This is a genomic window from Thiomonas sp. FB-Cd, assembly GCF_000733775.1.
Lineage (GTDB): Bacteria > Pseudomonadota > Gammaproteobacteria > Burkholderiales > Burkholderiaceae_C > Thiomonas_A.
Map to the genome: position 1 here is coordinate 729,094 of NZ_JPOE01000005.1, position 12,890 is coordinate 741,983.

11 protein-coding genes are annotated in these 12,890 nt (G+C 64.1%); 4 read left to right on the forward strand and 7 right to left on the reverse strand.

All coding sequences use genetic code 11. From position 1 onward, the window contains the following. Positions 1 to 12 precede the first annotated feature (12 nt). Positions 13 to 1,395 (reverse strand): adenylosuccinate lyase, encoded by a 1,383-nt coding sequence (purB, locus tag CD04_RS0117210; protein ID WP_031409008.1) that lies wholly within the window; start codon positions 1,393 to 1,395, stop codon positions 13 to 15. Positions 1,396 to 1,519: 124 nt separating this feature from the next. Here purB and CD04_RS0117215 point away from each other — a divergent pair, with 124 nt between their 5' ends. Next, on the forward strand, positions 1,520 to 2,140 hold the full coding sequence (locus CD04_RS0117215; protein WP_031409010.1) for a glutathione S-transferase N-terminal domain-containing protein: 621 nt from the start codon (positions 1,520 to 1,522) through the stop codon (positions 2,138 to 2,140). A 178-nt stretch (positions 2,141 to 2,318) separates the two neighbouring features. Here CD04_RS0117215 and CD04_RS0117225 read toward each other — a convergent pair whose 3' ends face one another. From CD04_RS0117225 to thiL, 3 genes are read right to left on the reverse strand one after another with little or no spacing between them, the layout of a single operon-like run. Then, on the reverse strand, positions 2,319 to 2,855 hold the full coding sequence (locus tag CD04_RS0117225; RefSeq protein WP_051849374.1) for a CinA family protein: 537 nt from the start codon (positions 2,853 to 2,855) through the stop codon (positions 2,319 to 2,321). Continuing rightward, positions 2,852 to 3,379, reverse strand: coding sequence for a phosphatidylglycerophosphatase A (locus tag CD04_RS0117230; protein ID WP_031409015.1), 528 nt, complete (start codon positions 3,377 to 3,379; stop codon positions 2,852 to 2,854). Before CD04_RS0117230 ends, CD04_RS0117225 begins: the two co-directional genes overlap by 4 nt. Beyond that, on the reverse strand, positions 3,376 to 4,344 hold the full coding sequence (gene thiL, locus CD04_RS0117235; protein WP_031409017.1) for a thiamine-phosphate kinase: 969 nt from the start codon (positions 4,342 to 4,344) through the stop codon (positions 3,376 to 3,378). The genes CD04_RS0117230 and thiL overlap by 4 nt, the downstream gene beginning before the upstream one ends. Positions 4,345 to 4,494: 150 nt before the next feature. Between thiL and CD04_RS0117240 the strand changes: the two genes are divergently transcribed. The 3 genes from CD04_RS0117240 to CD04_RS0117250 all read left to right on the forward strand — a co-directional run bounded on the left by CD04_RS0117240 (position 4,495) and on the right by CD04_RS0117250 (position 8,100). Further along, complete coding sequence (locus tag CD04_RS0117240) at positions 4,495 to 6,786, forward strand: NADP-dependent malic enzyme (protein WP_031409019.1); 2,292 nt, start codon at positions 4,495 to 4,497, stop codon at positions 6,784 to 6,786. Positions 6,787 to 7,226: 440 nt separating this feature from the next. Further along, positions 7,227 to 7,691 (forward strand): ribonuclease, encoded by a 465-nt coding sequence (locus tag CD04_RS23355; protein ID WP_369792856.1) that lies wholly within the window; start codon positions 7,227 to 7,229, stop codon positions 7,689 to 7,691. Beyond that, a complete protein-coding gene (locus tag CD04_RS0117250; RefSeq protein WP_369792866.1) occupies positions 7,588 to 8,100 on the forward strand; it encodes a barstar family protein in 513 nt (170 codons plus the stop codon). Before CD04_RS23355 ends, CD04_RS0117250 begins: the two co-directional genes overlap by 104 nt. Before the next feature lie 157 nt (positions 8,101 to 8,257). Here CD04_RS0117250 and rsmA read toward each other — a convergent pair whose 3' ends face one another. Genes rsmA through CD04_RS0117265 form a run of 3 tightly spaced genes read right to left on the reverse strand, consistent with a single transcriptional unit; the run spans position 8,258 to position 12,840 of the window. Beyond that, positions 8,258 to 9,082 (reverse strand): 16S rRNA (adenine(1518)-N(6)/adenine(1519)-N(6))-dimethyltransferase RsmA, encoded by an 825-nt coding sequence (rsmA, locus tag CD04_RS0117255; protein WP_051849376.1) that lies wholly within the window; start codon positions 9,080 to 9,082, stop codon positions 8,258 to 8,260. Between the two features lie 31 nt (positions 9,083 to 9,113). Beyond that, positions 9,114 to 10,529 (reverse strand): peptidylprolyl isomerase, encoded by a 1,416-nt coding sequence (locus tag CD04_RS0117260; RefSeq protein WP_038168495.1) that lies wholly within the window; start codon positions 10,527 to 10,529, stop codon positions 9,114 to 9,116. After that, complete coding sequence (locus CD04_RS0117265) at positions 10,522 to 12,840, reverse strand: LPS-assembly protein LptD (RefSeq protein WP_231480678.1); 2,319 nt, start codon at positions 12,838 to 12,840, stop codon at positions 10,522 to 10,524. Before CD04_RS0117265 ends, CD04_RS0117260 begins: the two co-directional genes overlap by 8 nt. Positions 12,841 to 12,890: the final 50 nt, after the last annotated feature.

The following is a 12,890-nucleotide window of genomic DNA, read 5'->3' on the forward strand; positions in this document are numbered from 1 at the left end:
GCGTGCCAGGCCTCAGATACGTCGCGCCAACTCGGCTGCCTTGCCCGTGTAGCTGCCAGGCGTGAGCTCCAAAAGCCGCGTCTTGTCGGCTTCGGGAAGGGGCAAGGTCGCGATAAATTCGCGCAGAACTTGGCGCGTGATCGGCTTGCCCCGGGTCAGATCCTTCAACTGTTCATAGGGGTTAGGCAGTCCGTAGCGGCGCATCACGGTCTGCACAGGCTCGGCCAGCACTTCCCACGCCGCCTCCAGATCCTCGGCCAGGCGCTGCGGGTTTGGTTCAAGCTTGTCCAGTCCGCGTTGCAAGCTGTCATAGGCCAGCAGGCCGTAGCCCAGCGCGACGCCCATATTGCGCAGCACGGTGGAGTCGGTGAGATCACGCTGGAAGCGTGACAGGGGAAGTTTGTCACTCAGATGGCGCAGCAGGGCATTGGCCAAGCCAAGGTTGCCTTCGGAATTTTCGAAGTCGATGGGGTTGACCTTGTGCGGCATGGTCGAGGAGCCAATCTCACCGGCTTTGGTGCGCTGTTTGAAATAGCCCCAGGAGATGTAGCCCCAGATGTCGCGGTTCAGGTCCAGCAGCACGGTATTGGCGCGCGCAACGGCATCGAAGAGTTCAGCCATCGCGTCGTGCGGCTCGATCTGAATGGTGTAGGGATTGAAGCGAAGGCGCAGCTGCTGCTCCACGACACGACGCGCAATCGCCTCCCAGTCCACGTCCGGATACGCCGCCAGGTGGGCGTTGTAGTTGCCCACCGCGCCGTTCATCTTTGCCGTCAGCTCCACTGCCGCAATTTGCGCGATGGCGCGTTCCAGCCGCGCGGCCACGTTGGCCATTTCCTTGCCCAGCGTGGTTGGGCTGGCATTCTGCCCGTGAGTGCGCGACAGCATGGACGCGTCGGCCAGTTCATGCGCCAGCGATTTCAGGCGCGCGAGGATCGCGCGCAGCGCCGGCAGCACGACCTGTTCGCGCGCACCGCTGAGCATCAGTCCATGCGCGGTGTTGTTGATGTCTTCCGACGTGCACGCAAAGTGCACAAATTCACTCGAACGCGCGAGCTCGGGCCAAGCGTTCAGCCGCTCCTTGATCCAATACTCCACGGCCTTGACGTCGTGGTTGGTCACGCGTTCGATCGCTTTGATGGCCTGCGCATCGACCTCGGTAAAACCGTGGGCCACCGCACGCAGCTCGCTCTGGATGGCTGGTGCAATCGGCGGCAGCTCGGGCAACCCGGCCTGCGACAACGCGATCAGCCATTCGATTTCCACCTCGACACGGCAGCGCATCAGCGCCGCTTCGGACAGATGCTGGCGCAAGGCGTCCACCTTGGCAGCGTAACGCCCGTCAAGCGGCGACAGCGCTGAAAGCATGGAGGGGCTGGGCGGCGTGGAAGACATGGATTCGGTTTGCATGGCTACATTGTAGGAAGCCCATGCACTGCCCTTGCTCGGGCGCGTGGCGGATCGCCCGCAACACAGCCTCGCCTTATACTCATTCGGCAAATTGCCTACTTCCATGGTCATGAAACTCATCGGTTCGCCCACCAGCCCTTATGTGCGCAAGGTTCGCGTCGTCCTGGCGGAAAAGAAGATCGAATACAAATTCGTCGAGGACAACGTCTGGGGCGCCGGCACGCAAATCCAGAACTTCAATCCGCTCGGCAAGGTTCCCTGCCTGGTCATGGAGGATGGCAGCGTGATTTATGACTCGCGCGTCATCGTGGAGTACCTCGACACATTAACCCCTGTGGGCAAGCTGATTCCCGGCACCGGCCGTGAGCGTGCCGAGGTGCGAACGTGGGAAGCGCTGGCTGACGGCATGATGGATGCGACGGCAACTGCGCGCCTGGAGCAGACGTGGCCTGGACGCATGGAGGCTGAGCGCAGCCAGGCCTGGATCGACCGCCAGCTCGGCAAAGTCCACGCAGCCCTCAAGGCAGCGTCGGTCGGTTTGGGCGATGCGCCCTGGTTATGCGGCACCCACCTGACGCTTGCCGACATCGCGGTGGCCTCCGCCCTTGGCTATGTGGAGTTTCGCTACCCGGATATTGCCTGGAAGCAGGATTACCCGAACCTGTCCAAGCTGTACGACAAGCTCATGCAACGCGCCTCCTTCAAGGACACCGTGCCGCCAGCGGCATGAACCAGTCCTCGGGGCATGGCCGCATTGCCCCGCGCCCTGAGCTGCGGGGCGATCCCCCACATCGCCCGGAGAATCGGCGCAGCGCTGCTCGCTGAGGCCGGCGCCGACTTGCGTATCCCCTCGCTTGGGCCGTGATGGGCAAAGGAAAGGGCGTTCCTGGAGCCGCCTTCCGGCACACTTATGGTTTGAGCGCGCCCAGCCTCAACTGCATACCTGCCAGGGCATGATGGGCCGCGGCCATGCGCACGGCCTGCCGGTCCCCGGGCCAGACCACGGATTCGGCTTCGCCGTGCACGCCCTGCCCCTGGCGCCAGGCCCAGCCGAACCAGACAAGGCCAACCGGCTTATCAGGCGAGCCGCCGCCCGGGCCGGCAATGCCCGTAACGGCCAGCGCCGCTTGCACGGGCGCATGGGCAAGCACGCCCTGCGCCATGGCCAGCGCCACTTCGCGGCTGACGGCCCCATGCGCGGCAAGCAGGGCTTCGGGCACCCCCAGCAACTCGGTTTTTGATTGGTTGCTGTAGGTCACGAAACCGCGCTCAAACCACTCGCTCGAGCCCGCGATGCTGGTCATTGCGGCCGCGACCAGACCGCCGGTGCACGACTCGGCGCAGCCGAGCATCCAGCCGCGGCCAAGGAGGTTGCCTCGCAGCGCCACGGCGCTGCTGACCAGATCTTGCCACGCAGGCTCAGCCGCGATGTCTGCCGGTCTCATGGCAACAGCCGCAGGGCACCGAGCACTACGGCCAGAGTCAGCAGTGCAGCAACCAGATCGTCAACCATGATGCCCAGGCCACCTTTGACATGCCGATCGGCCCAACCCACGGGTCCGCGCTTGACGGCGTCGAAGACGCGGAACAGGGCGAAACCAAGGGCCTGCACCCACCACGCGGCGGGCGTGTGGGGCGCAGGCTGCAGCATCCAAAGCACCAGCCAGATCGCGACAATCTCGTCCCACACCACGGGCGACGGATCATCGGTCTGCAAGGCGCGCGCCGTGCGCCCGCACACCCAGATGCCCAAAAGAAAACTGGCCAACAGCACCAACCCCCAGGCTTGCGGCGGCAACAGTCGCGCCAGGACCAGGTAGCTCGCCCATCCGAAAACGCTTCCTGCCGTGCCTGGCGCAACGGGCGAGAGCCCCGAGCCGAAACCCAGAGCGATGAGATGCACGGGATTGCGCAGCGCAAAGCGCCAGTCGCAGCGGTGCGCGGTCGGTTGAGGCGTCGTGGTGTTCATGGCGAGCGGAAATGGTCAAATGCAGCGTAATGCGCGGCAACCACCCGACCCTGCGCATCGTGCAGGGCCAAGCCATGCGCGGCGGTGATCTGACCAATGCATGCCACAGGGGTGTGCGCCGCTTGGGCTGCGGCTAGCACGGCTTCGCGCTGCTGCGCTGGCGCGGTAAACAGCAACTCGTAATCGTCCCCGCCCGCGAGCTGGCACATCCGGCGACGCTCGACGGGCTGCGCACGCAACGCGGGGCTTGCGGGAACGTCATCCACGGCGATGTGGGCGCCCACGCGGCTTGCATGAAGCACATGCCCTAGGTCGCCAAGCAATCCGTCCGAGACATCGATCGCGGCACGCGCAATCCCGCGCAGCGCAAGCCCCAGGGCCACGCGTGGTGAGGGTCGGTCCAAACGGGCGCGCACCCTGTCGAAGTCCTTGGCTGCCAAGTGCCACTCGCCCCGGATGCTTCCCAGGGCCAGCCGCGCGTCACCGGGCGTCCCCGAAACCCAGATCGAATCGCCCTCACGCGCCGCATCGCGCCGCAGAGCGCTGGGCGGCGGCACCAAACCCATCACCGTGAGGCACAGATTCAGCGGGCCCTTGGTGGTATCGCCGCCAACGAGCTCGATGCCGTGCGTGTCGGCCAGCGCCAGCAATCCCGCGCTGAACGCCCCAAGCCAGGCTGCGTCGGCCTTGGGCAGCGCCAAGGCCAGGGTGAACGCCAGGGGCTCGGCGCCCATGGCGGCCAGGTCCGAAAGGTTCACGGCCAGCGCCTTATGGCCCAGATCCCGGGGGTCCGCGCCAGGCAAGAAATGGCGGCCTTCGACCAACATGTCGGTGGACACGGCAAGCTGCTGGCCCGCTGGGACGTCAAGCAGGGCGCAGTCGTCACCCACACCGAGGGCTGCGCGCACCGGCGGACGCGTGAAGTAGCGCGCAATGAGATCGAATTCGCCGAGGCTTGTGCTCATGTATCTATTGTCGCTGGGGTGCGGCGCACCGGGTTTGCGCGCGCAATGCGCATGGAAGTTCGACCAAGTGAGAAGGCGATTGCCCGACGATTACGGCCTAGAATCGTTTGCCATCTGTCAAGAAATCTTCCGGTTTTTGGAGCCCCCCCCATGTCCACCCCTGATGCCAAGGCCGAACTTCGCCGTGCGGCTTTGGAGTATCACGAATTCCCGCATCCTGGGAAAATCAGCGTCACCCCGACCAAACAGCTATCAAACCAGCGCGACCTGGCGCTGGCGTACTCGCCGGGAGTGGCAGCCGCCTGCGAGGACATCGTAAGTGACCCCAGCTGCGCCGCGCGCTTTACCGCGCGCAGCAATCTGGTTGGCGTGATCACCAATGGCACGGCGGTTTTGGGCCTCGGCGACATTGGCCCGCTTGCAGCCAAGCCGGTGATGGAAGGCAAGGCCGTGCTGTTCAAGAAGTTCGCCAACATCGACGTGTTCGATATTGAGGTCAACGAGAAGGATCCGTCCAAGCTCGTGGACATCGTCGCGGCCCTCGAGCCGACGTTCGGCGGCATCAACCTGGAAGACATCAAGGCCCCGGAATGCTTCCAGGTCGAGCGTGAGTTGCGCAAGCGCATGCGCATTCCCGTGTTTCACGACGACCAGCACGGCACGGCCATCATCGTGGGAGCGGCGGTGCTCAATGGCCTGCAAGTTCTGGGCAAGCGCATTGAAAATGTGAAATTCGTGTGCTCGGGCGCGGGTGCGGCGGCATTGGCCTGCCTGCGCCTGCTGGAGCACCTGGGCTTGCCGCGCGAGCATATCTGGGTGAGCGACCTCGGAGGCGTGGTGTGGGCGGGCCGCACCGAGCTGATGGACCCGGACAAGGCCCGCTACGCGCAGGACACCCGGGCGCGCAGCCTGGGCGAGATCATCGACGACGCCGACATCTTCCTTGGGCTGTCGGCAGGCGGCGTCCTCAAGCCGGAGATGGTGGCGCGCATGGCGGCCAAGCCCCTGATTCTGGCCCTGGCCAACCCGACGCCGGAGATCCTGCCCGAGGAGATCAGAGCGGTGCGCAACGATGCGGTCATTGCCACGGGCCGCTCGGACTACCCGAACCAGGTCAACAACGTCCTTTGTTTCCCGTACATCTTCCGTGGGGCACTCGATTGCGGGGCCACCACCATCACCACGGACATGGAAGTGGCCGCCGTGCGTGCCATCGCCGAGCTGGCCCAGATGGAGCAAAGCGATGTGGTCGCCGCCGCCTATGGCGGCCAGGAAATCAGCTTCGGGGCGAACTACCTGATCCCCATGCCTTTTGACCCGCGCCTGATCCTTCACATCGCCCCCGCCGTGGCCCAGGCTGCGGCCGACAGCGGAGTGGCAGCACGACCCATCGGCGACCTGGAGGCGTACCGGGAACAACTGCAGCAGTTCGTCTACCAGTCCGGGGTGGTCATGCGACCCATCTTTTCCATCGCCCGGCATGCCCAGAAAAAGCGCATCGTTTATGCCGAAGGGGAGGAAGAGCGCGTGCTGCGCGCTGTGCGTACGGTCGTGGACGAGCAGCTCGCGCGTCCAATCCTCGTGGGTCGCCCGGCAGTCATCGCGCAGCGCATCGAGCGTTTCGGACTGCGGCTGCAGGAAGGTCAAGATTACGAGGTGGTCAACACCGACCGCGACGATCGTTACCGCGACTTCTGGCAGACCTACCAGCAAATCGCCGCACGCAAGGGCATCACGCCGCCCTTTGCCAAGATCGAGATGCGCCGGCGCCTCACCCTGATCTCCAGCATGATGGTCCACAAGGGGGAGGCCGACGGCCTGATCTGCGGAACCTGGGGCAACACGCACCTGCACCTGCATTACATCGACCAGGTGATCGGCAAGAGCCCTGGCTCCAAGGTGTACGCGGCGATGAGCGGACTGATTCTTCCTGGCCGCCAGGTGATGCTGGTGGACACCCATATCAACGTCGACCCACGCGCCGAGGACATCGCGGAGATCACGCTGATGGCGGCGGAGGAAATGCGCCGGTTCGGCATCACCCCCAAAGTGGCGCTGCTGTCGCACTCGAACTTCGGCTCGAGCAACGCGCCAAGCGCGCTGAAAATGCGCGAAGCGCTGGAGCTGCTGCATGAACGCGATCCCGGTCTTGAGGTGGATGGTGAGATGCACGGCGACTGCGCGTTCGACCCCGCCCTGCGCACCAGCCTGCTTCCCCAGACCACGCTGGCGGGCGAGGCCAATCTCCTGGTCTTTCCAAACCTGGACGCCGCCAACATTGCCTACAACCTGCTCAAGACCACCGCGGCGAACAACGTCGTGATCGGCCCGGTACTCCTGGGCGTGGCCAAACCGGCGAATATCCTCACCGCGGCGAGCACGGTGCGGCGCATCGTCAACGTGACGGCCCTCACCGTGATGGAGGCGAACACCGCGCGTTGAATGGCGCCTGGCGCGCCAGGCCCGCGAATCACGCGCGACTGACCGCGCCAGCCGCTGGGCCAGGCGCATGCACGGCCGGCAAAATCCTCCGGGACATCAAGACCCGGCTGCCTCGCCATGCAGGTTGTGCACAATTTGCACCCGGCGTCACCGCATCGCCGCACGCGGCGGGAGCGCCTTGTTGCACAAAAAATAGGCGCATTTCTTGCTTTCAGCAGGCAATTCCAATACGATTCGGCTTTGGCGTGCAGCGTTGTCAACCGATTAAACGCGTAATACGGGGCTTGGCTAGCATTGCTCGGGCTGGAATTGAGCCTTGCGTGTGTCATTACGCGGTTGTATATCGCGCAACAGGTCGGCTTTGCTGAACGTCTTTTGCTTCATTCGCCCCTTTGACGAACTTTTCATTGGGATCAGCAGAGTCGCCGAAATTGAATTCCGTGCTCAGGCTCACCGCCCGTATCGATCGATTCATCAAATCGAGATCGCAATCCACCCGGCATCGGGTGCTCGGTGCGATCCTGGCGGTGGTGTCAACGGCTGGCTTCGCAAGTCCGTCAGTCATGGGGTGGAACCAGGCCCAGACACGCGAGCAATGGGTGCGGCCAGCCAATGCGCCGCAGGCGCTCCCGGTTCGGCAACTTCCCCGTGAAGCCCAGCACACACTCGTGTTAATTCGGCAGGGCGGCCCATTTCCCTATGCCAAAGACGGCATCGTCTTCGGCAACTATGAGAAGCTTTTACCGCAGCGGCACCGCGGCTATTACCACGAATACACGGTGCAAACCCCGAGAAGCCGCAATCGGGGAGCACGACGGATTATCTGCGGGGGACCCAAGCGCACCCCCGACCTTTGTTACTACACCCATGATCACTACGCAAGTTTCCAACCCATCGCTCAGTGAGGCCGAGGGCGGAGTCAATCTCAAAGCCCTGCGACCGAATATCGTGCAGTCGATTCGCGCTTATCGCGTGCCCGCCCTCATGGCCGCGGCCCAGGATCTTGGGCAGCATTTCCTTTACGCCAATCTGGCCGAGGGCACGACGAAGCAAGAGGTCCTTGAGACCGTTGCCCGCTCCTTCCTGTTTCCGAAGCATTTTGGCAAAAACTTCGACGCCCTGCGCGACTGCCTCACGGACATGATTGCCGGGGCCGGACCCCAACCAGGGTTTGTCATCGTGCTGGAGCAACTCCCGGTGACCCAGCGCTTCGACAAAGAGGCGCGCGAAACGCTGCTTGATGTATTCCGTGACGCGGCCGATTTCTGGTACGAGCAGGGCGTGGAGTTTCGGGTTTTCTATTCTTTTCTGTAACCCGCATGCCTGCCCGGGGGCATCGCGGGGCGAAGATGAACCGGGTTTTCCAGTGAGGAGCAAGGCCGTCTGCGCGCGGCCCGCGCCTTGGTACGGGGTGTGGTTCGCCGAAGCGGCATAGCGCAGCGCCCCGACAACAAGTGCCCAGACGCGCGGCTCATACTGCGGGCGGTTCGTTCGCCGCGACGTCCAGAGCCAACTGCACGTACTCGTCCACGCCGACTTCCTCGGCACGACGTTGCATGTCAAAATGACCGCCGTAGCCGCGTGCCGCCAGCCATGGCTCCAGGCTGTGGCGCAGCAGCTTGCGACGCTGGGCAAACGCGGCGGCCGTCACGGCCTGCAGCCGCTCGGGTGCGAGGCCGCGCAGTTCACCCGCTGCGCGCGGCAGCATGCGGACCACGGCCGAATGGACGCGTGGCGGCGGTGAAAAGGCCTGCGGGCCAACGTGCAGGATATCCCACATGCGGTAGCGCCACTGCAGCATCACGGACATGCGGCCATAGTCGGCACATGCAGGCTGCGCCACCATCCGTGCCACAACCTCCTGTTGCAGCATGAAATGCTGATCAAGGACCCGTTCAGCCGCGCTCAACAGGTGGAACAGCAGGGGGCTGGAAATGTTGTAGGGCAAGTTGCCAAACACGCGCAATTCCGCACCCAGCGTGGTGAAGTCCAGCGCCAGCGCGTCCGACTCGATCACCCGCACCCGCTGCGCCTCGCGCGCGCGCCAGCGCGCTGCCAAATCACGGTCAAGTTCGACCACCGTCAGGTGCTGCGCGCGGTCAAGCACCGGCCATGTAAGGGCGCCCAGCCCAGGGCCGATTTCCACGAGCTGCTGGCCAGGGCGGGGGTCCAGCGCGGCCATGATCGCGTCGATCACCCCGGGATCAGTCAGAAAATGCTGGCCAAAGCGCTTGCGTGCCGTATGGCCCGCAATCCGGGTGGGCCCGCCACCGGGGCGACGCGAAGTGGATGACATGGGCGAGTGCGTCACAGGGGCTGCGCGCCAATCACGAGTCCTCGCCGGGTATGCGCACGTACGTGCGCGCGCGCACGTCCCTGACCAGGTTATCAAAGTCCTTGGCTTGCTTCTGCTGCAGCAGGATGTTGCGCGCCACGGCGCGCTCCTGCCCCTTCCCCAGAGCATGCTCGCGCCGATCAACGAGTTGCAGGAGCACAACCTGACCTGGCAGCGCAATCGGCTCAGACACTTGGCCGGGGTTGAGCCGGTTCAGCGCGGCATCCAACGCCGGCGCCAACTGACCGGGCAGCACCCAACCAAGGTCGCCGCCACTTTTCGCCGTGGCCAGATTTTGCGAAAGTTCACGTGCCTTTTCGGTGAATTGCACCTTGCCTGCATCGACCGCGTCGCGAATGCTGGAGAGTTCCTTCATGGCGGCCTCGCGGGACTTGCCGCCGTCGGTATCCAGCACGATCTCTCGCACATGGGCCTGCATCGCGCTGGTCTCGGGGCTCTGGGCGCCTTGTTCGGCGACCAACTGAAGAATGTGGAAACCCGCGGGACTGCGGATCACCCCGCTGATCTGCCCTGGCTGCAGACCCTGGATCGCGTCCATGAACAGGCGAGGCCACTGCCCGGCCGGACGCACGCCCAGGTTGCCCCCGTCCTTGGCTTCGGGTCCCTGAGAATACTCCGCAGCAATCTGCGCGAACTTGCGTCCCTGGCGCAGCTTGGCCAGTGCCTCGTCGATGCGGGCCTTGGCGCCTTGGACCTGCTCGGCACTGGGTTTGTCCGGCAGCGGGACGAAGATCTGCGCGAGCTGCACCTGCGTCTGCGCCCCGAGGCCCTGCTTGCCACGGCTGGCGAGGTATTCGTCCACGTCCTGGTCGCTGATCGTGATGTGCGCAGTCACCTCACGCTCTCGCAGCCTGCCGATCAGGATCTCCCGCTTGACCTGCTCCTTGTAGTCGTCCCAGCCCAGGCCTTCTGCTTCGATCTGTTTGCGGAACTGCGCCGGCGTGAGTTTGTAGCCGGCCGCCACTTGGGCAATCGCCCGGTCAACCGTGTCGGGTCCGACAGTAATGCCGCTGTCGGTGGCGAACTGCGCGAGCGCCAGCTGGTCGATCAGTTGATTCAGCAATTCGGCGCGCAATTGCTGTGGTGGCGGCACGCGTGCGCCCTGCTGCGCAATCTGCTGCTCGGCCGCGCGCATGCGCAAATTCAAGTCATACTGGGTGATGACCTGGTTACCGACGACCGCGGCGATGCCGTCCGCATCGGACGCGCTGGGCTGCGGCAGCGCCGCTGCGGGCGTCGCAGGCAGTTGCGGCGTTTGCAGCAGCATCGAGGATCCCTGCCCGGCTGGACCAGGCCCCGTTCTCAGTCCCAGGCCCTGGGCCCAAGCGGCACTGCTGCTCAGCGCCGCAGCAGCGATGACTGCACCGCACAGAATGCGTTTACTCATAGTTTGCATAACGGCTTGGTGGAGCCGTGGGTTGGTTCAGCAGTTGGTAACCAGGGATATTTTGCTGGAGTGCCGAAATTGGATTGTTGCCCAGGCGTGAGAAACCCGAGAGTTCAAGCTGGAACAGCAGTCGCGTGGCCGCTGTGGCCGTGGTGATGGAACTACGTTGCACCACGATACGCCCAACCCAGCAGCCCCCGTCATACTCGAAGCCCACCAAGCCGTCATTAAAGCGCTTGTCACGAATGCTGTAGTTGACTTGCCCGACGGAGTACCAGCGGCTGGACAACTGCCACTGCCAGGCGGTGTTCATGTATTTGAGCGGGATCTGCGTGGCCGTTGCGCTTTGAATCTGGTAGGACAGGCTCACGGTCTTGAACGGCCGAGGATGCCACTGCGCCGTCAGCGCGCCCTGCACCAGTTGCCGGCCCCGCAAGTTGTAATCCACGCCTGACGTGGCACTCCAGTTTGGCGAAATCGCCAAGCTTGCCAGTGCGTAGGTGTCGTTCAGGCCAGCGGCGACCGGATTGCCCGTCAGCGTCACCCGTTGCTCCCGCAGGAGCACCCGTTGCGCCAGCGTCAGGCGTGCGTACTCCGTGCCATTCTGGGGATCGAGAAATCGGGTGCTGACCCCACCGGTCACGTTGTTCGCATCCGCAATGCGGTCGCTGCCGGAAAATACGTTGTCCGTATAGATTGTGGACAGGTTCAGGCCGAGAGGCGCACTGTCAAAATTCGGCAGGTCCTGTTGATTGCGGTAGGGCGTGTAGACGTAATACAGACGCGGCTCGAGGGTCTGAACGAGGCTGCGCCCGAACAGGCGCGTGTTGCGCTCGAAGACCAACCCTGAGTCCAGGCTGAACGTGGGCACGTCGCGCACGCTCGAGCTGGCGCCGTCGGCCATGGGCGAGTCGGTCTTGTAGTAGGTGCTGTTGAAGGCAAGCTTGGGCGTGACGAAGCCCTGGGGGGCGATGAAGGGTCGGGAGATGCTCGGGTTGATATACAGCCTGTCGCCTGATAGCAGGCCCGGTGTGGAGTTCGTGAACCGTGCGGCCTCGGTGGCAATCTGCCACTGCAGTCCCGTGTAATTCGGACTGTGCCACGTGCCGTACAGGCGCGGCTGAACGTTGTACGGCACGCCGATCGGAGACACGTCACTTTGCAGGGTCTGCCAGCTGTTGAAGCTCGCTTGCAACGATCCGTTGTCCTGGCTCCAGGTGATCTGGCCCTGCTGCGGAAGCGTGCGGTTTGCAGCGATGACGGGATCCACGCCACCAAAGTCCCGCCACCAGTTGTTGTCGGACACACGCTGCAGATTCAGCCCGTAGCTGACCCTGGGTGCGAGCGTGCCGCCTTGCTGAAACACCGCCGCCCAGCGCTGCGCTCCGCCCGTGTTGCTGTCCGAGGGCATGTAGTCGAGGTAACTGGTGCCGGCAAAGCTCGGCTGCAGCCACCGCACTTCGGCACTGCCCATGAACCCGCGGCGCAGCAGCAGGTGCGGGGTGAGGGTCGCGTCATAGTTGGGCGCAATGTTCCAGTAATAGGGCTGCGCGTAATCCAATCCATTCTGGCTGTCGATGCCGATGGTTGGAGGCAGGAACCCCGATTTGCGTGCGTCCGTGAGCGGGAAGCTGGCGTAAGGAAGCGGCAAGATGGTGGCCCCCTTGAACACCACGCGCCCGTTCCGCGCCACACCCGTGTTGTCACCGAGATCCAGGTTGAGATGCGTGGCCTGCACGAACCAGTCGGCGGGGCTTGCCGTGCAGGTAGTGTAGGTCGCGTTCTCGGCGCTGACGACGTTGCGGCTGAGAAAGGTCACCACGTCGGCTTGGCCATGGCCCTGGGTACGATTGAAGTAATAGTGCGCATCGGGCATCTGCCCGGCGTAGGTATCCAGGTTGAACCGCAAACTCGGTCCGCTGAACACATTGCCGTCACGGATGATGCGAACGTTGCCTTGCGCGTCAATGGTGTTGCGCACCAGGTCATCGTGCAACCGGTCAGCCTTGAGAACCACGCTGTGCTTGCGCAATTCCACCTTGCCGTGAGCACTGACTTCGATATCGGTCTGCCCCGTGAGCTGGTCAGCCCAGATGAAAACCGGCTCGCGCATTTGCGCCTCGGGTGAGAGGCGCTCAGCCAGGATTGGGGTGGGCACCAGTTGCAGATGTTCAGCCGACGCGGGCTCGCCTTGCTGCGCCCGTGCCGGCGCCATCTCCGCCAGCGCCATGCTCAACGCCACCACGATCAGCCGCGGTCGCAGCCGCGTGCGGCACAGCAGGCGGGTCGGGGTCGACGAAACGATGGGCACTGGGAAGGCGATAGAAACGGCGAGGGCGGGCCGATAGTGGGAAAATGCGG

What these genes read in the sequence shown, in the direction of transcription:
- purB (WP_031409008.1), bottom strand. Translation starts at nt 1,395, where the DNA reads ATGTCTTCCACGCCGCCCAGCCCCTCCATGCTTTCAGCGCTGTCGCCG.
- CD04_RS0117260 (WP_038168495.1), bottom strand. Translation starts at nt 10,529, where the DNA reads ATGAGTAAACGCATTCTGTGCGGTGCAGTCATCGCTGCTGCGGCGCTG.
- rsmA (WP_051849376.1), bottom strand. Translation starts at nt 9,082, where the DNA reads ATGTCATCCACTTCGCGTCGCCCCGGTGGCGGGCCCACCCGGATTGCG.
- CD04_RS0117230 (WP_031409015.1), bottom strand. Translation starts at nt 3,379, where the DNA reads ATGAACACCACGACGCCTCAACCGACCGCGCACCGCTGCGACTGGCGC.
- thiL (WP_031409017.1), bottom strand. Translation starts at nt 4,344, where the DNA reads ATGAGCACAAGCCTCGGCGAATTCGATCTCATTGCGCGCTACTTCACG.
- CD04_RS0117240 (WP_031409019.1), top strand. Translation starts at nt 4,495, where the DNA reads ATGTCCACCCCTGATGCCAAGGCCGAACTTCGCCGTGCGGCTTTGGAG.
- CD04_RS0117225 (WP_051849374.1), bottom strand. Translation starts at nt 2,855, where the DNA reads ATGAGACCGGCAGACATCGCGGCTGAGCCTGCGTGGCAAGATCTGGTC.
- CD04_RS0117215 (WP_031409010.1), top strand. Translation starts at nt 1,520, where the DNA reads ATGAAACTCATCGGTTCGCCCACCAGCCCTTATGTGCGCAAGGTTCGC.